The organism is Lentisphaera profundi, from assembly GCF_028728065.1.
Lineage (GTDB): Bacteria > Verrucomicrobiota > Lentisphaeria > Lentisphaerales > Lentisphaeraceae > Lentisphaera > Lentisphaera profundi.
The window spans coordinates 68,557-89,330 of sequence record NZ_CP117812.1; the positions used below are offsets into that span (position 1 = coordinate 68,557).

The following is a 20,774-nucleotide window of genomic DNA, read 5'->3' on the forward strand; positions in this document are numbered from 1 at the left end:
TTATTAGTAGTAGTTTCTGACTGAGTTTAGATTAAATTTTTTGAGGTATATTATGAAGTTCTTTTTACTACTGTTTATTTTTTCCACATCATTGTTTTCAAAGGATATTATTGCTGTTTATCGTTTGAATCACGTCGTGGGTGAGACCCTCCCTGAGCCCGGTATAAATGAAATTTTAAGTAAGGAGAAGGTGCGTCGACTCAATTTCATGCAATTACTTTCCTGTATGAATTATTGCGTTAGCAAAGATGATGTAAAAGCAGTGGTGATTTATCCCGAGGGCATGAGGCTTGGTTTAGCGCAGAAGCAGGAACTAAACCGCCGTATTCAAGAAGTGAAAAAAGCGGGCAAGCAAGTCTATCTTTATGCTTACGGTCTAAACGAGACGACTCTCCCTTTAGCTCAGAGTACTCAGGTCAGCTTATTTCCGCAAGGCGATGTGAGCTTTCGCGGTATTGCGATGCAGCAGTTTTATTTCAAAGGGCTTTTAGATAAGCTCGGACTCCAAGCCGATATTATTCACATTGGTGATTACAAGAGTGCAGGCGAGCCCTTTTACCTAAGTGGGCCTAGTCAAGAAGCCGCCAAGCAACAACAAACTCTTGGAGAACAGATCTTTGAGGAAATTACTGCGGATTGTGCCGTCGGTGAACGCAAGAGTGCTGCGGAGTACGCAAAACTTATTGACAAGGGTTTATTTTCTCCCGAAGAAGCCTTAGAAGCCAATTTAGTGGATTCACTGGAATATCATAATGACTTTATTAAGCGCCTTAAAAAGCAGTATGGCGATGCTAAATTTAAGAGAAATTATGGACTGCCAAAATCTTTTGAAGCGCCACAAATTAAAAATATGATGGATGCCTTCTCATTCTTACAAAAGTTATCAGCACCGAAAAAAGAAGCCAAAGGTGATGTCATTGCCCTCGTCAATCTAGATGGTACCATAGAAGCCGTCATGGCAGAAAAATTGCGCCGTTATATTTTGCGAGCAGCGCAAAACGATAAAGTAAAAGCGATGGTATTGCGAATTAATTCCCCTGGGGGCTCAGCACTTGCCAGTGAAGTCATTTGTCATGCCACAAAAGTATTTAAAGATGCAGGCAAAGTTTTTGTGGTCTCGATGGCCAATGTCGCAGCCAGTGGCGGTTATTATGCCGCCGTCTATGGCGAGCCTATTTTTGCGGAGAACGCAACAATCACGGGATCTATCGGAGTTATCGGAGGCAAGATGGTAACATCTTCTTTACTCGAGAAGATCGGTATTAGCACCCATCAGGTAAAAATCGGTAAATTTAGTGACCTCCATAGTACCACATCATTTTTTGATGAAGCTCAGCGCGAAGTCGTGACTGAATCGATGTTGCGTGTTTATGATGTCTTTAAACAAAGAGTTAGCGAGGGACGCAAAGATAAATTAAAGGGAGAACTCGAATCAATGGCGGGTGGACGTGTATTTACGGGAAGAAGAGCAAAAGAACTCGGCTTAGTGGATAAAATAGGTGGCTTGCGTGAGGCCATTCGCGAAGCTCAAGATCAAGCGAGCTTAGCCAAGTACCGTTTAGAGGTTTATCCCAAGCAACTCAGCTTCGAAGAAATGATTCTCGAAAGTTTTCAGCCACAGAAAGAAGAAGAAGAATTGATCAGCATGGCGCCAATGCAGCGTTTATCCTACAAAAATATCTTTTTGAACAAGATGATTGCCGGCATGGAAATTCACTCCCCAGAATTGGCTTTACATATTGGGAAATTCTTGCAGTATATCAATTTACTACAAAGTCAAAATGTGCTTCTTTTAGATCCGCGCTGGGCGCATTAAGTCTTCCTAAAAAAAAACTTTATAAAATTTATTTGAAGACGTTTGCATATGAACAAACTTTGTGTATTCTCTAAGCACGCTAAACGAAGTGTTTGAAATGGGATTGTAGCTCAATTGGTTAGAGCGCTGGCCTGTCACGCCAGAGGTTGTGGGTTCAAGTCCCATCAGTCTCGCCATTCAAATATTTCATATAGCAACTTTTTTCGAGTAGGGATTGTAGCTCAATTGGTTAGAGCGCTGGCCTGTCACGCCAGAGGTTGTGGGTTCAAGTCCCATCAGTCTCGCCACTCGTAAATCTCATGGTGGAATAGCTCAGTTGGTAGAGCAACGGAATCATAATCCGTCTGTCGTGGGTTCAAGTCCCTCTTCCACTACTGAAGGTCACAGTTAACTCTGTGACCTTTTTTTATGTCTATAGGCAATAGGCATGGGAATCATTAAGCTAGAGGCCAGAGCAAATCAGATGACTCAAAAAGAAGTACTCATTCGGCTCCATGCTTTAACCGAATTAGAACAGTCGACACTTAGAATGTCTGACTATCCAAGATCGATCTATCGCTAAGTACGAATGAAATGGTTTATGTAGGAGAATAAAAATGCGAGTATTAAGCATCTAACTAAAATAGAAAGGAATGATGTTAATACTCGCTGTATCCCTTCGTCCAAGGTGAAAAATATACGAGGACTGGATACTATTTATAATACTTTATAGTCTGAGTGATTTAGATACAATAGCTGGTGTAAAAACTTCAAGTAATTTCTACTTGAGCTTCCTCTAGAAATTCTACTAGCTTTAATAATTCTGAGTTTAGCATCGTCTTATTTTCGTCAGAATTATTGAGTTCAGCTAATTTCAAATTTAAAGTCGTGACCATTTTTTCCACTTCTACAATCATTATGTTAAGATCGTGTCGTTTCATCGCGGCCTTATCGTCGTTGAATACTTCAGCCAATCTTTTATTGTAATCGGCATCACTTTTATCAAGCATCAGATGTGTGTAATATCCCATCCTCTTTGTTTCCCAAATTATTTCTTAAGTAGCTATACTGATAGTAGATTAAAAAAAATGGGGTGTAAAGAGGCAAGGCTAAGTCTTAATCAAGAGTTAACATATCTCTAAAGTCAAAAATGGGACTGATGAGTTGGGAGTACGGCCGATTTAATTTTAAGTTTGGTTTTGGCTCTGGATATAGTTTAGATATTCGGGGTGAACGCCTTTGATGTAAAAGTTGCCATTTTTGAATTTCTTAATGGTGAAATGATTGCCCTTGGAAGAAGCGATGCAAAGGAAAATTAAAAAGAGGAAGAGGCCGAGAAAACCAAAAGCTTGAACATCAGGAGAACCTAAAGCAAAGCATAAGCCACCTGCGATTAAACTGCCGAAAGCGAATAAGAGGTAGGTGTTTTTCTTCTTTTTGAATTGTGCTTTGATTTCATCTTTCAAAGAATAAGTGATCGTAAGCTTTTTGCGGACGATGAAATAAACGATGAGTAAAATAATTATATTGAGCAGGATACATAGATAAATCCAAGGGCTAGCCCAACTAAGATTCTTCTTGATGGGTTCTTCATCCTCTGTTAAATCTTTGTTGCTAATCATGCAACGATTGGGCAGTACTGCGGGACTTTGGCAAACTAAAAACTCGCCATCTACACTGACTCCACTGATGCCATGAGCGGCCATGGTGTTAGAAATGTTTGTTTCACTGACTTGGTATGGATTGTGTTCCATGTGACAATCTCCTTTTCCTCAATTGATTATGGTATAAATATTAGAGCATAAATGGACAATTACGAAGCAGTGCAATCCTAGTGCTCTAATACTTCTTAGTGAATTTACAATTTTTTAACTTATCTCAGGAGTATGAGTGCTCGAGAGCTTTTTCTGGACTATTCGAAAAATGAGCTATGTAGATTAATTTAGGAAAAATTAAATAAAGGATTGCGGATGAGATATTTATTGTTGTTGATTTTAGCTAGTGCAAGTTTATTGGCAGCGCCAAAGACGATTGATATAGGTGCTCCTGCACCTGACTTTAAGCTAAAGGGCGTTGATGGTAAATTACACGACATGGCTGAGTACAGCGATGCTAAAGTATTAGCGCTCTTATTCACTTGTAATCATTGTCCTTCCGCCCAAGCCTATGAAGATCGCCTCATTCAGTTAGTGAAGGACTACGAAGGCAAGAGTGTTCACTTAGTCGCTATTTCTTCTGCGGCACCCAAAGGGGTTCGCATCAATGAACTCGGCTTCAGTGTGGGTAATGATAGTTATGAAGATATGATTGTACGAGCCAAGGAAAAGAACTATAACTTCCCTTATTTATATGATGGTGATAAACAAGCCGCTTCCAATGCTTATGGTCCGGTATCGACACCTCATTTATTTATCCTCGATCAAGACCGCAAAGTGCGTTACCATGGACGAATTGATAATAGTGAGAACGGTGAAAATATCACCAGTCAGGATGCTCGCGTCACCATTGACGCTTTACTTGCAGGCAAGAATGTAGCACTTACCACGACTAAAGTTATTGGTTGTAGTACAAAATGGCTAGAGAAAGAAACGGCCGTTAAAGCCTATAATGAAGCGTGGAAAAAACAGCAAGTTCTTTTCGAAGAAATCTCTGCTGAGCAAGTAAAAAAATTGGTTAAAAATGATACGGATAAAGTACGGATGATCAATGTATGGGCTACTTGGTGCGGTCCCTGTGTCGCGGAGTTTCCGGACTTAATTGAACTCAATCGTCGTTTTGAGTACCGCAATTTTGAATTGATAACCATCAGTATGGATAGCCTTAAGCGCAAGGATAAGGCGCTGAAATTTTTACAAAGTGAAAATGCCGGAATCACTCGTCGAATCCAAAAAGGCCTCAAAAAAGAAGGTCGCACGGCAAATAATTATATCTTCAATGGAAAAAATAGCGAAGACTTGATTGAAGCCCTCGATGCTAAATGGCAGGGACCTATTCCCTATACAATTATTTTAAAGCCCGGTGGCGAAGTTTTGTATCGTCATCAAGGTGAAATTGAACCCAAAGAAGTTCGCCAAGTACTCATTGATTACTTGGGCAATACTTTTTAATTAGAGTTTTAGACCCATTTTATTTGAGAGTGGCGAAATCAGCGCTTGGCCATGGCAAACTGCTAGGGCGAGAGCATCTGTAGCATCATCATTAATTTGTGAGATATCAGCTTTAAGTATACCCGCAATCATGGTGGCCACTTGTTCTTTTGAGGAATTGCCAGAACCCGTGATAGCCTGTTTCGCGCGCTTGGGGGCGTATTCCCAAACGGGAAGCTCTGTCCCTGCTAAGGCACTGAGGACTGAGCCGCGAGCCATACCCAAAATCATTGCGGTCTTCGCAAACTTGGAATAAAAAGTTCCTTCTATAGAAATATGATCGGGCTTATATAAATCTAGTAGTTGGGTAACGGCGAGGTGTAGGCGTTTGAGGCAGTCGAGCTGACTGAGTTTCGCTTTGTTTTTGATAATCCCACAATCAATCACATTCATTGATCCATCTGCAAAGAGATCCACCACGCCATAACCCGTGGAGCGTAGTGATGTATCGACACCCAAAATGCGAATTTTTTTACTCAGCGTGAACACCTAAAAAGTTATAATTAAAATAAGGCTCAAGAGCATTCACTCTCTTGAGCCTTTTTAAGCTAACTCGGCTTTAGGCCTTTACCAATTAAGCTAAGCAGGGACTCGTATGTTGATCACAGTAATGGGAATAGTTCTCACCGAGATAAGTGAGTAAACTTTTCGGAGGAGCATTGGGTAAATCAACTACGATGAGTCCATCTAGAGTCCCACCGAAATGTTCGTCTACAGAGAAAGAACAAAACTTGCCACCTAACTTCATATAGTGTTTCACCAAGGGCGGAATATCTTTGTGATCGGGCTCAATATTGCGAACGAGTGCGGAGAGTTGCTCAGGATTTGAGATATTGAGCATTTTGCAATAGCGGCGAATCTCGCGATTAAATTTGTGAAGTTTAGCTTTTTGCTTGGCTTCAACACCAGATTCATCACTGAGTAAAAGTTCAGCAATTAAAGCTCGCGATACTGCACTATAATCACTACTGACAGAGACCGCACCAATTAAGTAGCGGTATTGCGGGTTGCGCATCATGTAGGCACCGATGCCTCGCCATAGCAAGAGCAATGAATAGGGTTTTCTCTGATAAGCGGGACTGACAAATGAGCGACCCATCTCTAAGCTCATCTTATATTTCTGGAAAAAGTCGGGAGCAAAATTATAGAAATTCGAGGTATAAACACCTTTGAGGCCGAGTTCATCCATGCGTCCGATTCGATACGCACCGACAATTTCGCGAGCCTCGCGATTCCAAATAAAGAGTTGCTCATAGTGTTGATCATATTCATCGAGATCAATTTCAGTTCCAGTGCCTTCATTGGCCCGTCGAAAGGTGATTTCTCGCAGGCGACCAATTTCTCGCATGACTTGGGGCATCTGCTGAGATTTGGAGCAGTAAACATCATATTCTTTGTAGGAATGCAGTTTGGACTGAGGGCTTAAGTGCTCAATTTCTTCATTTAAAATGTCTTTGGGAATGGCCGCTATTATGGGAGCCTGATCAGTATTACTGAAATCAAAATCTTTCTTTTTGAGCTCAGTATTAAGTAAGAGCGTTTGCAGGCGTAGGAAAGAAATACCTTGTTCATCATCTTTAAATGATTTTATCTTAATGGGATTGATCAGGGAGCCCACTTTTACGCTGATTTTGCGACCTTCGCGACTGAGTTCACGAGGTAGTAGCGCCGTGCGAATCAAGGGATGAATCATCCCGAGAGTATTGAATAAGAGACTATTTCTACCCTTGAAATGAACGGGGACGACGCTGGCAGCAGCAATTTTGGCCATTCGAAAAATGGCTGGGTTCCATTCATCATCACTGACGCGATGATCTTCATGATGATAATGCGAAACAGCACCTGCGGGGAATACGGCGAGCAAGCCACCATTTTTTAAGAACTGTAGGGATTCACGTATGGGGCGATGATTTTTATCATTATTTCTTTTAAAGGCATCAACGTAGATACAGTCCTGATTCACAGCTTCAATTTGTGATAAAAAGTGATTAGCCATGATTTTTACATCGGGGCGAACGCGTTTGATGAGTCGTAGAAGGATGAGACCATCAATGCCTCCAAAGGGATGATTAGAAACAATCACAACAGGACCCGTTTTTGGGATGTTTGCGATGTCTTGCTCATTTAAATCAATGTCAATATTGAGGATGTCTAGAGCTTGGTCGATAAATTCTTCACTGCTCGGACTCGCTTCAATTTGTTGGTAGACAGCATCTAACTTATTAAACTTGAGAACTTTATTAAGAAGTGGTGCCGATAATTCAAAGATAGCTTTATCTTCTAAAAGATTCTCGATACATATTTTTTTCGTTTTCATATTTACTCTCACTTTTGTTTCTTGACGAGATAAAGTAAAAGCGGAATAGTTATATGCGTAAACAATTATTCATTGAGTCTTCATTGATAAAATCAATGTTGATTCTGCTGTGTGTACATTTTTAAGGCGATTGCCATAGCTAAAAATATTAGGAAATGACAATTTAAGGTGTGGAGCGTCACCACTATTTTAAATAGGATATATCAAAGAGTTTTTACCTGCCTATACTCTGCTTGTTAGGACTGCTCTATGCTATGATTTTTTTTATTCACTTGTTTATTTATAAGTGCTTCTTAATAAGAAGTTTTTACGGCCTCCTAAGGATATTTTCACTGGGATTAAGCTATAGCTGATTTTCCTTGATAATTGGCTCTTTTCGCAAATGCCCAATTCTTTGCTTGAGCCTGTAGAAATCCTAAGATATTCTCTTATATTGCGGGTTCTTAAGGTTATTAATAATTATAAAGTTATATACAGGTTTACTATGCACAGTTACAGATCTCACTCTTGCAACGACTTGCGTAAGGAAGATGCAGGGCAAAAAGCTCGCCTTTCTGGTTGGATTCACCGCGTTCGCGATATGGGTGGAATTGTTTTTATCGATTTACGCGATCACTACGGAATTACTCAGGTTGTGGTCAACCCTCAAGAAGATTTTCACATGGACGTTCACCACTGGAAGCTTGAATCCGTTATTACTGTAACAGGTGATGTCGTTCTCCGTGATAAAGAAACTTTCAATAAGAAACTCCCTACGGGTGAAGTTGAACTTACGGCGAAAGAATTGAAAATGGAGAGTCTCGTTGAGAGCATGCCTTTCAATGTCGCTCTAGAAATGGAAATGCCTGAGGCGATGCGCCTTGAGCACCGTTACCTCGATTTGCGTACTTCGCGCATGCACCACAACATTATTACTCGTGCAAAAATCATTGCGGGCCTTCGTCAACGCATGACTAAGCTCGGCTTTAATGAGTTCCAAACTCCGATTTTAACCGCTAGTTCACCTGAGGGTGCACGTGACTTCCTCGTACCGTCACGTTTGAATCCAGGTAAATTCTACGCTCTTCCACAAGCACCTCAGCAGTTCAAGCAATTGCTCATGGTTTCTGGCTTTGATAAATATTTCCAAATTGCTCCTTGTTTCCGTGATGAAGATGCACGTGCAGATCGTTCGCCAGGTGAATTCTATCAGCTTGATATGGAAATGTCTTTTGCCACGCAGGATGACGTATTCAAAATTATCGAAGATGTGATCATTGGAACTTTCCAGGACTTCACTCAGTGGACGACGACTGAAACAGAATTCGTCCGTATTCCTTACAAAGAATCAATGCTCAAATATGGTTCTGATAAGCCAGATTTGCGCAATCCGATTATCATTAGTGATATCTCTTCCGCTTTCGTCGATTCAGAATTCACTGCCTTTGCTTCCGTTGTTAAAAACGGTGGAGTTGTTCGTGCCATGAAAGTTGCGGGTCACTCCGGTGCCTCACGTAAGTTCCATGACAAGATGATTAAATTCGCTCAAAGCGTGGGCTCAAAAGGCCTCGGTTACCTCATTTTTGAAAATGGTGAACTTCGCAGCCCGATCGCAAAATTCCTTTCTGAAGAAACTATTCAATCAATCAAAGACGCATGTGACGTCGAAGATGGTGATGTGGTCTACTTTGTTGCGGACAAAGAAAAGAGTGCTTGCCGTATTTGTGCAGCCGTTCGTGATGAGTTGGGCTTACGTTTAAAACTACTCGACGAAAAAGAATTCAAATTCTGTTGGATCGTGGATTACCCCATGTTTGAATACAACGATGATACTAAAAAAGTTGAATTCAGTCACAATCCTTTCTCAATGCCTCAGGGTGAGATGGAAGCCTTGGAAACAATGGATCCACTCGAGATTTTGGCGTGGCAGTATGACCTCGTTTGTAATGGTATTGAACTCTCTTCTGGCGCGGTTCGTAATCACCGTCCTGATATCATGCTCAAAGCTTTTGGAATTGCCGGTTACTCAGCTGAAGAAGTTGAATCTAGCTTCTCTGGAATGATCAATGCTTTCCGTCATGGCGCACCTCCTCACGCAGGTATTGCTCCTGGTGTTGACCGCATGGTTATGCTTATTCTTGGTGAGCCAAGTATTCGCGAAATTATTGCTTTCCCACTGAATGGTTCCGCACAGGATTTATTGATGAATGCTCCTTCTCCAGTATCGCAAGATCAACTGAAAGAGCTTCACCTCAAGCTTAATCTACCTAAGCCTAAGCCAAAAATGCAGGGCTAAGACATGAAAATTGCAATGCTTCTTTCCGGCGGAGTCGATAGCTCCGTGGCACTTCGCCTCCTCAAAGAGCAAGGCGGCCACGAGATCACGGCTTTCTACCTCAAGATTTGGCTTGAAGATGAACTCGCTTTTCTGGGTGAATGCCCTTGGGAAGAAGACATGCAATACGTGCGTGCCGTTTGCGAGGAACTCGATATTCCTCTGCAAGTGGTGCCACTTCAGAAAGAATACATGGAGCGCGTGGTTTCCTATGTTTTGGCCGAGCTGAAGCAGGGCAGAACCCCGAGTCCAGATATTCTTTGCAATGAACGCATAAAATTTGGCGCCTTTTTTGATGCCATTGATGAATCCTACGACAAAGTCGCTACGGGTCACTATGCGCAAGTTCGCGAGAATGAAGAAGGTCTTTTTGAGCTACTTCGTGCTCCCGATCCAGTCAAAGATCAAACTTACTTTTTATCCTCACTCAGTCAGGCTCAGCTCTCTCGTGCGCTTTTCCCCATTGGTTCTTTATTGAAGAGTCGCGTACGTGAATTAGCCGAAGAATATGACCTCCCCAATAAAATCCGTAAGGACTCACAGGGGATTTGTTTCCTCGGTAAAATTTCTTATCCCGATTTTGTTCGTTTCCACTTGGGTGAAAAGAAGGGCAAGATCGTTGAAATCGAGACTGATGAAAAGAAGGGTGAACACAAAGGCGTATGGTTTCATACCATTGGTCAACGCTCAGGCCTTGGCCTCTCAGGCGGTCCTTGGTATGTGGTTAAAAAAGATTTGGCTACTAATATCGTTTATATTTCTCACAAAAATGGTCTCGAGGATCAGCTGCGTAATGAAGTGACTGTGAATACTGTTCACTGGACTTCCGGTAAACTCCCTGAAAAGACCGATCTCAAAGTTAAATTGCGTCATGGCCCACAAATGGTCGATGCCCGCATTATGGATCTCGGCGATAATCGCATTTTCATTAAGCTCGCAGAAAAAGATAAGGGCATTGCCCCAGGTCAATCCTGTATCTTTTACGACGATCTCATCTGCCTCGGCCGCGGAGTCATCGAAAAGTAGTGCTGCCGTACGGGCGGATGTAACTTTTCATCTACATTTTTGCGAAGCTAGTTCCTTAGATTTATTTTCATCTGTATTTTTGCCGGTAAGATTTTATTTTCATCTGCATTTCCGCGAAGCTATTCCGCCTGCGGAGGCTCTCCGCCCGCCGGAGGCATTTATAGGTTTTAATATAGAGGGGCTCTGCCCCAGCCCCGCTCAAGGGTACTTGTACCCTTAAGAATCCCAACGCTAGTCGCTGCGCTCCTATGCTTAATTTTAGTTGAACAGAGTGCTGTATTCAATTCATCCGCCTGGTCAAGGAGTGGCAGCTCCTTGCAGGGTTTGGGGCAGAGCCCCATATATAATTAAATAAAAAAAGCTTAAGTTCCCACTCATTAGAGGCTCACCCGCCTGCGGAGGCATTCATAGATATTAATAAATAGGGACTAGATCCCTAAGGTGTATACAAAACAGCACTTATCTATACATATCCTCATAAGGTGTATACAAAACAGCACTTTTCACTACATATGCTCATAACATGTATACAAAACAGCCCTTTTCTATACATATGCTCATAACATGTATACTGAATGGCATTTCTTTATACATAAATATAATGGCTTTTGTTGCGGTATTCCTAGCTATCTTATTTGAATATTTCAGTCTATTAAGTCAGTTTATATAAGGTAGATGACCGTATAGGGTGGGAGTAATTATATGCATATTAGAATTTCTGAAGACAAGAAGCTTAGTAAACTTGAATCAAATGGCTTAAGACCATTTCAGAATCAGGTTTACGAACATCGTGATGAGAAAATAATTGTCATCAATGCCATGACTGGCGCCGGTAAATCTATTTGCTCTCAAACGATCGCCTTATACAAGCTTGCTGAAGAACAGGTCAAGAGAGTCATTATCGCTGTTCCACAGAAATCCATAGGTGTGAACTTTCGTGAATACCCTGTCAAAGCCTTTGAGCATGCGGAAAAGTACCATGTATCCCTCGATCTTATTGATGGGACCGACACCACGTCTCGACTCAAACAATTTTTCAAATCGGGTACGGGGATATGTATCTGTACACATGCATCTTTAGTATCAGCACAAGTTAATGTAGATCAGTTTGATGACTGTTTACTCGTTATTGATGAAGCTCACCATGTTTCTGCGTCAGAAGATTTAATGAATCACTTGGGTATATCCGTGAACAACTGTATGTCATCAAAAGGGCATACAGTATTGATGACGGCAACACCTTTTCGTAGTGATGCAGCCTCGATCGTGCCATCAGGCTTCGACTATGCTTCTAGCTTCTTCAGCATCACAGAATTCCTCTCTAGCTGTAAGCACCTTCGTGGAATTAATACAGAATTTGACCTTCATGAATGCGATTCCTATTTGGATCGAATTAATGAAATAGATTTCAGTCGTAAAACGGCGATCTATATACCTGTAACGGGTTCCTATGAATCTCGTGACGTCTTCGATAAGAACTCGAAAGAAAACCATATTAGCTCCGTGATGGAAAAAATCGGAATCCCAAAAGGTAGAGACGAGTTTGGCTTTTATTTACTTGAACGGAAAGGACGCTTACTTAGAGTTGCGGACTTGGTGAATGATGAGGGTCCACAACAGGCTGCATTGGATGATACCAGAAAGACAGGCGAATGTGATATTGTCCTCTCTATGAGTAAAGCGAAAGAAGGCTGGGATTATCCCTGTATTGAACAGGTGGTGATTATCGGTGCTCGTGGAAGTCTTTCTGATACCTTGCAAATGATCGGCCGTGGTGTTCGTGATTATGAAGCTAAAGAAACTTGCTATGTTCGCATTCTCGCTCAAATCGCTGATGTAGAAAGTGAAGAAGTTCGTGAGCAGACTGCTCGTTTTCTGAAGACGGTTTATTGCGCTCAGTTGCTAGAAGACATTATGATTCCAGCAAAGCTTTTTAACTTAAAGCGCATCCCCAAAGAAAATGGTGAACAGGAAAACATTCTCCCTGCAGTCAAAGAAGCAATAGAAGACCCTGCTATTAACGCACGTATCGGCGAAGCCATGAGAAACTTGCCGACCAGTATTCAATTGGGTAATAGCAGTGAAATCAAAGAAGCTATTTTGAATATCATCAGAACTGAACAAGCTCAATTTTCTGAAGATGAAGTAGCTCAGTTTGAACGTGCCTTGAAACTATGTCGCCACCTACGTAGTGAAGTCATAAAGAAAGATCTCAGTCTAGAATTTGCAGGCACGATCAATGTTGATGATATAGACTTTGCTGTTATTGACGATGTTTCTCATGTAAGTCAGGCGGTAGCAGTATTGGCCAAAGGCATGGGGTTAGAAGGCTTTGAGTCTTTAAGAACGTCATTAGCAAATGATTTTTACGAGACTTTAGAAGAGGCTTCAACAGCAGTTCAGAAGTTAGAGATTAAAGGACGAGTTGAATATCAAAAAGCAGGTCGATACAAAGAAGACCTAAGATTAACTGCCAATCCCGATAGAGTATATAAAAATCAATGGGACAAAGAAAATTGGACTTGGGAGAAATTCCTTGGGAACGAAGAGAAAGTAAATCCATACCCCACCCTTCATGAGGCACTATTAGCAGTGCAAAAACTAGGAATAAGGAGCTCTACTGAATATATAAATCGCTATAAAGAAGATCCTAAATTACCATCTTCACCCTGGAGATGTTATGATGGTCAATATAGAGATAAATTCAACTGGAATAAATTCCTTAATCAGACCGAGATATACCCTACATTACAAGAGGCTCATACAGCAGTTAAAAAACTAGGTATTAAATCTTCTAGGGAATATATCAAAGATAAAATTTACAAAAAAGATACTAGATTACCTGCTGAGCCAAGGCTTAAATATAAATCACAGATCAATGGTCGTGGAACAAGTTTCTTGGTATGAGTGACTTCTACCCTACTTTAAAAGAAGCTAGTAAGGCAACTCAAGAGTTAAGAATTAAAAGCGGCAGTCAATATAAAAGAGGTCGCTATAAAGAGGACCCTAGACTTTGTTACAGCCTCGATAGTGTTTATAAAGATCAATATATAGGGGAGTGGGACTGGAATAGATTTTTGGGGCTAGAAAAAAGAGTAGAGCCATACGCTACCTTAAAAGAAGCTAGTCAGGCTGCGCAGAGTATAAATATAAAGTCTGGTAATGAGTATACTAAAGAGAAGCGATATAAGGAGGACCCTTATCTTCCAAGTAAACCGATGGATAAATATAAAAATCAGTATACAGGTATATGGGACTGGAATAGATTTTTGGGGCTAGAAAAAAGCGTAGAACCCTACGCTACTATAATAGAAGCTAGTCAGGCTGCACAGAGATTAGGAATTAAAGGTATTTCTGAATATACAAAAAAGCACCGTTATAGAGAAGATCCTAGACTAAGATATAACCCTGATAAAACATATCAAAATGAGTGGAATGAAGGGTGCTGGTCTTGGAAGAAATTCCTAGGAGGTGATGAATTATATGCTACGCTGAAGGAAGCTTCTTTAGCAGCGAAAAATCTTGAATTAAATAAACGAGGTGACTATCAAAACAATGGTGGGTACAAATTAGATCCAAAATTAACTCCGAACCCTGATAAAATATATAAAAATGAGTGGGTGAAAGAGAATTGGTCTTGGGAGAAATATCTAGGGTTAGAGGAAAAGAGTAGACACTATTTAACGTTAAAGGAAGCTAGTTTTGCTAGTGTAGAGCTAGGTATTAAAGGTAGGCATGACTACCAAATAAAAAAAATATATAAAGAAGATAAAAAACTTCCTTTCAATCCTGAGAAAGCCTATCAAGGACAATATGATGGTAAATTCAGCTGGAACAGGTTTCTCAAAAATGGGAAAAATAAATTATATTCTTCAATAAAAGAGGCTAGTCAAGCTGTACAGAAGTTAGGAATGATGAGCTCTACTGAATATGTAAAACGATACAAAGAAGACTCAAGGTTACCATCAAATCCAGATAAAACATATTGCATACAGTGGGATAAAGAAAATTGGACATGGCCAAAATTTCTTGGGAAAACAATCTCTAATACTTATGGCACTATAAAAGAAGCTAGTATTAGTACTCAAAGGTTAAATATCAAATCTGGGAATGAGTATACAAAAGAAAAGCGCTATAAAGAAGATCCTCAACTTCCAAGTAATCCGATCAAGGCATATAAAAATCAGTATAACACTAAATGGAATTGGCCACATTTCCTTGGGATAGACGAAAAACTTCAAGCAATTGAGGGGAGAGAAAAGATCACTCTCAAAGAACACATCAAGAAAGAACGCAATGCAAGTTTAGTTAAGAAGATTAAAGAAAAGCGTTTGGCCGAGACGGGCAAATTAGCCTGTGATGATTGTGCTCATTCTTTTGATGAGCAAGGTTTTGATTATATAGAAGCACACCATGATAGTAAGATGCACTCAGAGCTATCCCCTGAAGGTGAATTAGTATCAGAAGATGACTTTCGTTTACTCTGCCCAAACTGTCATGTCATAGCCCACAAAAAAATGGAATCATAATGGCAATTTTATACAAATATATGGCTTCTGATAGAGAGAGACTTTATGTTTAGGATAGATAGATTTTCAAAATGTTCCCAATTTGGGAACTGTAGTTTGACAAAGGCATAAATAAAGTGTAACTATGAGGATACTAAAACGAAAAACCTTGGAAGACTTTTGGTTAAAGCATGCCAATGCCAAAGGACCCTTAGAAGCGTGGTTTGCCGAAGCTAGCAAAGCTAAATGGATAGATACGACAAATATTAAGGCCAAGTATAGCAGTGCATCTTTCATCGCGGGCAATCGGGTAGTTTTTAATATTGGTGGTAATAACTATCGTTTAATCGTGAAGATAGCTTATAAACCGGGAATAGTTTTTATACGCTTTATTGGTAGCCATGCTGAATATGATAAAATTGATGCGGAGACAATCTAATGAAAATCAAACTGATAAAAACAGTAAGTGAATATGATCAAGCTCTTGAGCGTATTGAGCTTCTGATGGATTTGGATTCAATGTCTCAGGATCAGGAAGATGAACTTGAAGTCTTGGCTTTTCTCGCGGAAGCCTACGAAGAAGATCATTTTCCCATTGATTTACCTGACCCAGTTGAAGCAATCAAATTTCGTATGAGCCAAGAAGGACTCAAAAGGAAAGATCTCGAACCGTACCTAGGCAATAAGAGCCGAGTTTCTGAAGTGATGAATGGCAAGCGCCCTTTAAGCCTGACAATGATGCGTCGCTTGCATGAAGGACTAGGCATACCTGCAGAAGTTCTTTTACAGGAAAAAAATGCCTCGCTTCCAGAACCCGTTAGTATTGAGTGGTCAAAATTTCCGATCAATGAAATGCACAAGAGAGCTTGGTTTAAGTTCGATGGCTCGACTCGCCAGTTGAGGGATCACGCTGAGGAACTCATGCGTAAAATGGCTGCGGGTTTAGAGGATAATTTACTCCAACCTATTTTAAATCGCCAGCAATTAAGAGCCTCCAAAGACTTTTGTTCTTATGCAATGACTGCTTGGCGCTTGAAGGCGATTTCAGAGGCCACACAGACAAAGTTATTGGAGAAATATGAAGAAGGATCCATTACAGATGACTTTCGTCGTGAGTTAGCAAAACTCAGTTATCTAGATCAAGGGCCTTTATTAGCAAAAGAGTTTCTCAATAAAAATGGGATTCATCTTATTGTTTTAGCTCATCTTCCCAAAACACATCTTGATGGTGCCAGTATGTTTTTAGCTAATTGTGAACCATTGATAGCTTTAACTTTACGCTATGATCGCTTGGACAACTTTTGGTTCACCTTGTTTCACGAACTTGCTCATATTGCACTTCATTTCGGGGGAGATAAAGAATCTTACTACTTTGATGATTTGGAGTCTTCTACAGAGGATATTATCGAAAAAGAAGCTGATGCTTGGGCAGCCGAGTCTCTGATCCCTCATGAAATATGGAGAACTGCGGGCTTAGATCATGGTGCGAGTAAAGCTCAAATTCAGTTTTTTTCTCGGGAAATGAGAATTAACCCCGCAATTCCAGCAGGACGCTTACGTCGTGAATTTAGAGATTATCGCATTTACAGTGATTTGCTTGGCAATAAAATGGTTAAAAAACTTTTCACTGAACAAGAAGGCTGAAATTCCCTCTTACGTATTTGTTTACAGGGATCATTCGACATGAAAATCAACCCCCTCTGACTTAGGGAGCAATAGCTTCTACGTGGCCGTCGCCGAAGAGGATGTTGAGTTTTTCGCCGTTTTTGTGAATTTGGGTATCGCCAAATTCGTCGCCATCCATGGCAATGCGGGAAGCGGGGCTTTCGATATCTGCGAATAAAGCGCCATTGATAATGGCGGGAGTGATATATACATTTTCATGAAGACGAACCATTATGTATAGAACCCAGCCCTTTTTACTACATATCTCGTCTTATGGATTATAGCCTTTGCGGTAGTCGCTAGGTTTACCGCCTTTGAGTTTTTTGAATTGTCGGTTGAAGTGGGAGATATTGTTGAAACCGGCTTCTTCTGCAATGAAGGTGATGCTATCGTGTTTTTTGTTTTGTAAGAGCAAGCAAGCCTTATTAATGCGAAGCTCATTGTAGAAATCTATCACTGAATGTCCGCAGTGTTTTTTAAAAAAGCGACGAAAAGTGCTTTCACTCATCGCCAGCTCAGTAGCGAGCTGAGGAACCTTAATGTCTTTGTCATTTACGAGCCGATCGACAATCAAATTAAATTGTTCTTGAACGCGGCTATCGCTTTGAGATTGATTGGTGAGCAAGCTGATTTTTGAGCCTTCACTTGACTGGAGCAAATCGAGGAGTCGCAAAAAATGAATCATGCGTTGGACTCCTTGAGAATGATGAATTTGGAACATGAGGACTTTAGCTTTTTCCGCAGCTGCAAAGGGATAAGCCCAGGCATGACTCAATAAGTCGCTCAAAGAACTCAGTTCCACGGAGCTAAAGAAATCAGCGCCAAAGCAATCGCGGTTAAATTGTAGAACGAGAGCTTTTTGTTTTTCTTTACTAGGATCAGAAGTCCAGCTATGAGCCATATTGGGAGGAATAAAAACTAGATCTAGATCTTGGTAGGAAGCCATATTTTCCCCAATGAGTCGACTGCCCTGACCATTGAGAATCAGAGTGATCTCAAACTCCCTATGAAAATGCCAATTAAAGTTAAATGAATCATCTTCGCGATAGAGGCTTTTGAGTCGACTCTCGGCGGCTAGAACAATGATTTCTTTATTCGCTAGCATGGGATAGTCTCACTTAATTATTAATATGAATAAATCATAATTACTTTTATAATCAATAAGTAATGACTGAATAGTATTATTTTATGATTGTCTTAGCGGAGAATTAGAATAAATATAATTTATTTTAAAGCTAAATTAATCAAGGACTCAAGATGAAGATACGGGCAGCAATTAGTGATAGCCAAGGCGGTTTTTCTATTGAAACGATAGATCTACATCCTCCTGGACTAGGCGAAGTTTTGGTTAAAATAAAGGCCTCCGGTATTTGCCATACGGATTACGATTCTATGACATGGGACAGACCATTGATCATGGGTCATGAAGGTGCCGGTATAGTGGAACAAATAGGTGAGGGAGTAAGTTCGGTCAAGCCGGGAGATGCCGTCATGCTCAACTGGGCGATCCCTTGCGGAACATGTTATACCTGCAGTGATGGACGACAGCACATCTGCGAAGAGAACTCCATGGTGACCGGTAAAGGTGGCGGCGCTACGACGTCGGCTTATGTGAATGACCAAGTTATCGGCAGTTCTTTTCATCTCGGGACTATGGCGCAGGCAACGGTGGTCAAGGAAGCCGCCGTGGTCAAGATGACAAGCGTCATGCCATTTTCCTCGGCCGCAATAGTGGGTTGTGGAGTGATGACTGGTTATGGTTCGGCAGTCAATGCCGCCGCTGTAAAAGCAGGCAGTACTTGTGCGGTTATCGGTTGTGGTGGTGTTGGTTTAAATGTCATCCAGGGCTGTCGCATTTCCGGGGCTTTGAAAATCATCGCTATCGATCTCAGTGAAGATCGTCTGCAAGAGGCTAAAAAGTTCGGTGCTACTCATGTTATCAAAGCAGATAAAAACGATGTCGATTTTGTTAAAGTACGTCAACAAGTACGGGCTTTAACAGAAGGGCGCGGGGCCGATTACGCCTTTGAATGCACCGCGGTTCCGGCTCTCGGAGATGCTCCTTTGGCGCTCATTCGCAATAGCGGAATGGCCGTTCAGGCCAGTGGTATAGAACAGAAAATTAACTTTGACTGCGAGCTTTTTGAATGGGACAAAATTTACATCAATCCACTTTATGGTCAGTGTAAACCGCAGCGTGACTTTCCCCGTTTACAGGAACTCTATAAGCAGGGCGAGTTGCTTCTCGACGAATTAGTGACGTGTACTTACACTCTTGACGAATTAGGCCAGGCCTTTGAAGACTTACTGGCCGGGCGCAATGCCAAGGGCGTTATTATTTTTGATGACGAGGCACCTGAATGAGTTCTTTCCGCACCATAGAAATCTCAAGTGATGTTCCCGACGGATTGAAGTTTCTCACGGTGAAATCGGCCCATTTAAAAGGGCGTGGCGATATTACTCTTTTTGAACCACAGGGAGATTTTAGCGAGCCTCTGCCTTTAGTCATTTTACTACACGGCGTTTACGGCAGTCACTGGGCCTGGGCGTTTAGTGGTAATGCCCATAAAACTGCCGCAAATATGATAAATTCTGGAGAAATTGAACCGATGGTTTTGGTGATGCCTTCAGATGGTTTATGGGGTGATGGTTCATCCTATACAAGCCATAACGAGCGCGACTTTGAGAAGTGGATTGTGGAAGACGTTGTCAAAGCAGCTTGCGAAGCCAGCCCTCTGGTCAATGAGCAGTCGCCAAAGTTTATCAGCGGCCTTTCCATGGGGGGCTATGGAGCTCTTCGTTTGGGTTTGCGTCACCCGCAAATTTTTACAGCAATTTCAGCCCATTCCGCAATCACCTGCTTTTCTGAAATGGCTTTATTTATCGAAGAAGATTTAAACTCTTTGCACAAATCTTGGGATGAGAGTGAAGAACTGGATATTATTAGTGAATTTTCCAAGGAAGGTAAGATTCATCCTCATTTACGCTTTGATTGCGGGCTAAGTGATCAATTAATCGAGGGCAATCGCCTTTTTCATAAACAATTAAACGAGCTCAAAGTCGCTCATACTTATGAGGAGTTTGGTGGTGCCCACGAGTGGGATTATTGGCAAAATCATTTGCCTGGCACACTGAAATTTTTCAATCAATTCTGCAAAATCAAGGGAAAATAATAATGAGTAAGACGATAAAGAAAAACATAGATATAGATAGCCACTATCAGTTGACGCAAGAGCAAATTTCTTTCTATCAAGAAAATGAGTTTATTAAGCTGAAGAATGTCCTGAGTCCGGAAACTCTCGCACATTATCGCCAGATCATTTGGGATAAGACTTTGGCGCTCAATACTAATACCCTTGCGATGGAAGAGCGCAGTACCTATGACAAGGCCTTTATTCAAGTGATTAATCTATGGCAAGAAAATGATCGCGTCAAAGAATTTGTTTTGGGTAAAACTTTAGCGAGAATCGCGAGTGAGCTTATGCAGGTTTCAGGTGTGCGCCTTTATCACGATCAAGCCCTTTTCAAAGAAGCTAGTGGTGGCTTTACACCTTGGCATGCTGATCAGCAGTATTGGCCGCTCTCGAGTCATAAAACCATTACCGCATGGATACCTCTACAGGCAGTGAGTCTCGACATGGGACCCTTGAGTTTTGCCGCGGGCTCACAGCATGATCAGACTTATCGTGACCTCGCCATTTCCGATGACTCAGAAATGGTCATCCAAAAAGCCATGAATGACTATCCAATCGAATGTGCAGCTTTTGACATTGGAGAAATTAGTTTTCATAGTGGCTGGATGTATCATCGAGCACCAGCCAATAAAACAAATGAAACTCGTGGAGTGATGACCATTATTTATATGGATGAGGCGATGAAACTCAAAGAGCCAGAAAATCCCAATCAGGAAAATGATCGTCGTTGCTTCTTACCTGGCATCGAAGTTGGACAAATTGCCAATAGTCCTCTTAATCCCATAATCTATAGTCAGGCATTTTAGATT

General features: G+C 41.2%; 17 protein-coding genes and 3 tRNA genes. 14 read left to right on the plus strand and 6 right to left on the minus strand.

What is annotated here, in order from left to right; translation table 11 throughout:
• Window positions 1-52: 52 nt before the first annotated feature.
• The 4 genes from sppA to PQO03_RS11790 all read left to right on the plus strand — a co-directional run bounded on the left by sppA (window position 53) and on the right by PQO03_RS11790 (window position 2,190).
• Complete coding sequence (sppA, locus tag PQO03_RS11775; RefSeq protein ID WP_274153391.1) at window positions 53-1,816, plus strand: signal peptide peptidase SppA; 1,764 nt, start codon at window positions 53-55, stop codon at window positions 1,814-1,816.
• 99 nt (window positions 1,817-1,915) lie between these two features.
• A tRNA-Asp gene (locus PQO03_RS11780) sits at window positions 1,916-1,992 on the plus strand.
• A 34-nt stretch (window positions 1,993-2,026) separates the two neighbouring features.
• Window positions 2,027-2,103, plus strand: a tRNA-Asp gene (locus PQO03_RS11785).
• Window positions 2,104-2,117: 14 nt separating this feature from the next.
• A tRNA-Met gene (locus tag PQO03_RS11790) sits at window positions 2,118-2,190 on the plus strand.
• A gap of 375 nt (window positions 2,191-2,565) precedes the next feature.
• Here the strand turns inward: PQO03_RS11790 and PQO03_RS11795 are convergent.
• Both PQO03_RS11795 and PQO03_RS11800 read right to left on the minus strand, forming a co-directional pair.
• A complete protein-coding gene (locus PQO03_RS11795; protein WP_274153392.1) occupies window positions 2,566-2,826 on the minus strand; it encodes a hypothetical protein in 261 nt (86 codons plus the stop codon).
• 156 nt (window positions 2,827-2,982) lie between these two features.
• The gene (locus PQO03_RS11800) at window positions 2,983-3,549 is read right to left on the minus strand and encodes a hypothetical protein (RefSeq protein WP_274153393.1); all 567 of its coding nucleotides are present in this window, start codon (window positions 3,547-3,549) and stop codon (window positions 2,983-2,985) included.
• A 216-nt stretch (window positions 3,550-3,765) separates the two neighbouring features.
• Between PQO03_RS11800 and PQO03_RS11805 the strand changes: the two genes are divergently transcribed.
• Entirely contained in the window at window positions 3,766-4,902 is a 1,137-nt protein-coding gene (locus tag PQO03_RS11805; protein ID WP_274153394.1) for a redoxin domain-containing protein, read from the plus strand.
• On the opposite strand, the gene ruvC is transcribed toward PQO03_RS11805, so the two are convergent.
• Together ruvC and PQO03_RS11815 are read right to left on the minus strand one after the other, a co-directional pair.
• Complete coding sequence (ruvC, locus tag PQO03_RS11810) at window positions 4,903-5,400, minus strand: crossover junction endodeoxyribonuclease RuvC (RefSeq protein WP_274153395.1); 498 nt, start codon at window positions 5,398-5,400, stop codon at window positions 4,903-4,905. It abuts the gene before it with no gap.
• 115 nt (window positions 5,401-5,515) lie between these two features.
• Complete coding sequence (locus tag PQO03_RS11815; RefSeq protein ID WP_274153396.1) at window positions 5,516-7,258, minus strand: lysophospholipid acyltransferase family protein; 1,743 nt, start codon at window positions 7,256-7,258, stop codon at window positions 5,516-5,518.
• 484 nt (window positions 7,259-7,742) lie between these two features.
• Between PQO03_RS11815 and aspS the strand changes: the two genes are divergently transcribed.
• The 6 genes from aspS (at window position 7,743) to PQO03_RS11845 (ending at window position 16,750) form a co-directional block, all read left to right on the plus strand.
• Window positions 7,743-9,533, plus strand: coding sequence for an aspartate--tRNA ligase (gene aspS / locus PQO03_RS11820; RefSeq protein WP_274153397.1), 1,791 nt, complete (start codon window positions 7,743-7,745; stop codon window positions 9,531-9,533).
• Between the two features lie 3 nt (window positions 9,534-9,536).
• Window positions 9,537-10,598, plus strand: a complete 1,062-nt coding sequence (gene mnmA / locus PQO03_RS11825) for a tRNA 2-thiouridine(34) synthase MnmA (RefSeq protein WP_274153398.1) — start codon at window positions 9,537-9,539, stop codon at window positions 10,596-10,598.
• Between the two features lie 702 nt (window positions 10,599-11,300).
• A complete protein-coding gene (locus PQO03_RS11830) occupies window positions 11,301-13,505 on the plus strand; it encodes an integrase repeat-containing protein (RefSeq protein WP_274153399.1) in 2,205 nt (734 codons plus the stop codon).
• Window positions 13,502-15,127, plus strand: coding sequence for an integrase repeat-containing protein (locus PQO03_RS11835; protein WP_274153400.1), 1,626 nt, complete (start codon window positions 13,502-13,504; stop codon window positions 15,125-15,127). Before PQO03_RS11830 ends, PQO03_RS11835 begins: the two co-directional genes overlap by 4 nt.
• Window positions 15,128-15,251: 124 nt before the next feature.
• Entirely contained in the window at window positions 15,252-15,545 is a 294-nt protein-coding gene (locus tag PQO03_RS11840; protein ID WP_274153401.1) for a type II toxin-antitoxin system HigB family toxin, read from the plus strand.
• A complete protein-coding gene (locus tag PQO03_RS11845) occupies window positions 15,545-16,750 on the plus strand; it encodes an ImmA/IrrE family metallo-endopeptidase (RefSeq protein ID WP_274153402.1) in 1,206 nt (401 codons plus the stop codon). Before PQO03_RS11840 ends, PQO03_RS11845 begins: the two co-directional genes overlap by 1 nt.
• A 61-nt stretch (window positions 16,751-16,811) precedes the next feature.
• On the opposite strand, the gene PQO03_RS11850 is transcribed toward PQO03_RS11845, so the two are convergent.
• Together PQO03_RS11850 and PQO03_RS11855 are read right to left on the minus strand one after the other, a co-directional pair.
• On the minus strand, window positions 16,812-17,003 hold the full coding sequence (locus tag PQO03_RS11850; protein ID WP_274153403.1) for a hypothetical protein: 192 nt from the start codon (window positions 17,001-17,003) through the stop codon (window positions 16,812-16,814).
• A 39-nt stretch (window positions 17,004-17,042) separates the two neighbouring features.
• Window positions 17,043-17,876: an AraC family transcriptional regulator gene (locus PQO03_RS11855; protein ID WP_274153404.1), complete on the minus strand. Its 834-nt coding sequence runs from the start codon at window positions 17,874-17,876 to the stop codon at window positions 17,043-17,045.
• 152 nt (window positions 17,877-18,028) lie between these two features.
• Here PQO03_RS11855 and PQO03_RS11860 point away from each other — a divergent pair, with 152 nt between their 5' ends.
• The 3 genes from PQO03_RS11860 to PQO03_RS11870 are packed head-to-tail and all read left to right on the plus strand — an operon-like array spanning window position 18,029 to window position 20,771.
• The gene (locus PQO03_RS11860; RefSeq protein ID WP_274153405.1) at window positions 18,029-19,135 is read left to right on the plus strand and encodes a Zn-dependent alcohol dehydrogenase; all 1,107 of its coding nucleotides are present in this window, start codon (window positions 18,029-18,031) and stop codon (window positions 19,133-19,135) included.
• Window positions 19,132-19,944, plus strand: a complete 813-nt coding sequence (locus tag PQO03_RS11865) for an alpha/beta hydrolase (RefSeq protein ID WP_274153406.1) — start codon at window positions 19,132-19,134, stop codon at window positions 19,942-19,944. The genes PQO03_RS11860 and PQO03_RS11865 overlap by 4 nt, the downstream gene beginning before the upstream one ends.
• A gap of 2 nt (window positions 19,945-19,946) precedes the next feature.
• Window positions 19,947-20,771, plus strand: coding sequence for a phytanoyl-CoA dioxygenase family protein (locus PQO03_RS11870; RefSeq protein WP_274153407.1), 825 nt, complete (start codon window positions 19,947-19,949; stop codon window positions 20,769-20,771).
• The last annotated feature ends 3 nt before the right edge of the window (window positions 20,772-20,774 follow it).

Coding starts and splice junctions, on each gene's coding strand:
- sppA (WP_274153391.1), top strand. CDS start 53: ATGAAGTTCTTTTTACTACTGTTTATTTTTTCCACATCATTGTTTTCA.
- PQO03_RS11795 (WP_274153392.1), bottom strand. CDS start 2,826: ATGGGATATTACACACATCTGATGCTTGATAAAAGTGATGCCGATTAC.
- PQO03_RS11800 (WP_274153393.1), bottom strand. CDS start 3,549: ATGGAACACAATCCATACCAAGTCAGTGAAACAAACATTTCTAACACC.
- PQO03_RS11805 (WP_274153394.1), top strand. CDS start 3,766: ATGAGATATTTATTGTTGTTGATTTTAGCTAGTGCAAGTTTATTGGCA.
- PQO03_RS11815 (WP_274153396.1), bottom strand. CDS start 7,258: ATGAAAACGAAAAAAATATGTATCGAGAATCTTTTAGAAGATAAAGCT.
- aspS (WP_274153397.1), top strand. CDS start 7,743: ATGCACAGTTACAGATCTCACTCTTGCAACGACTTGCGTAAGGAAGAT.
- mnmA (WP_274153398.1), top strand. CDS start 9,537: ATGAAAATTGCAATGCTTCTTTCCGGCGGAGTCGATAGCTCCGTGGCA.
- PQO03_RS11830 (WP_274153399.1), top strand. CDS start 11,301: ATGCATATTAGAATTTCTGAAGACAAGAAGCTTAGTAAACTTGAATCA.
- PQO03_RS11835 (WP_274153400.1), top strand. CDS start 13,502: ATGAGTGACTTCTACCCTACTTTAAAAGAAGCTAGTAAGGCAACTCAA.
- PQO03_RS11840 (WP_274153401.1), top strand. CDS start 15,252: ATGAGGATACTAAAACGAAAAACCTTGGAAGACTTTTGGTTAAAGCAT.
- PQO03_RS11845 (WP_274153402.1), top strand. CDS start 15,545: ATGAAAATCAAACTGATAAAAACAGTAAGTGAATATGATCAAGCTCTT.
- PQO03_RS11850 (WP_274153403.1), bottom strand. CDS start 17,003: ATGGTTCGTCTTCATGAAAATGTATATATCACTCCCGCCATTATCAAT.
- PQO03_RS11855 (WP_274153404.1), bottom strand. CDS start 17,876: ATGCTAGCGAATAAAGAAATCATTGTTCTAGCCGCCGAGAGTCGACTC.
- PQO03_RS11860 (WP_274153405.1), top strand. CDS start 18,029: ATGAAGATACGGGCAGCAATTAGTGATAGCCAAGGCGGTTTTTCTATT.
- PQO03_RS11865 (WP_274153406.1), top strand. CDS start 19,132: ATGAGTTCTTTCCGCACCATAGAAATCTCAAGTGATGTTCCCGACGGA.
- PQO03_RS11870 (WP_274153407.1), top strand. CDS start 19,947: ATGAGTAAGACGATAAAGAAAAACATAGATATAGATAGCCACTATCAG.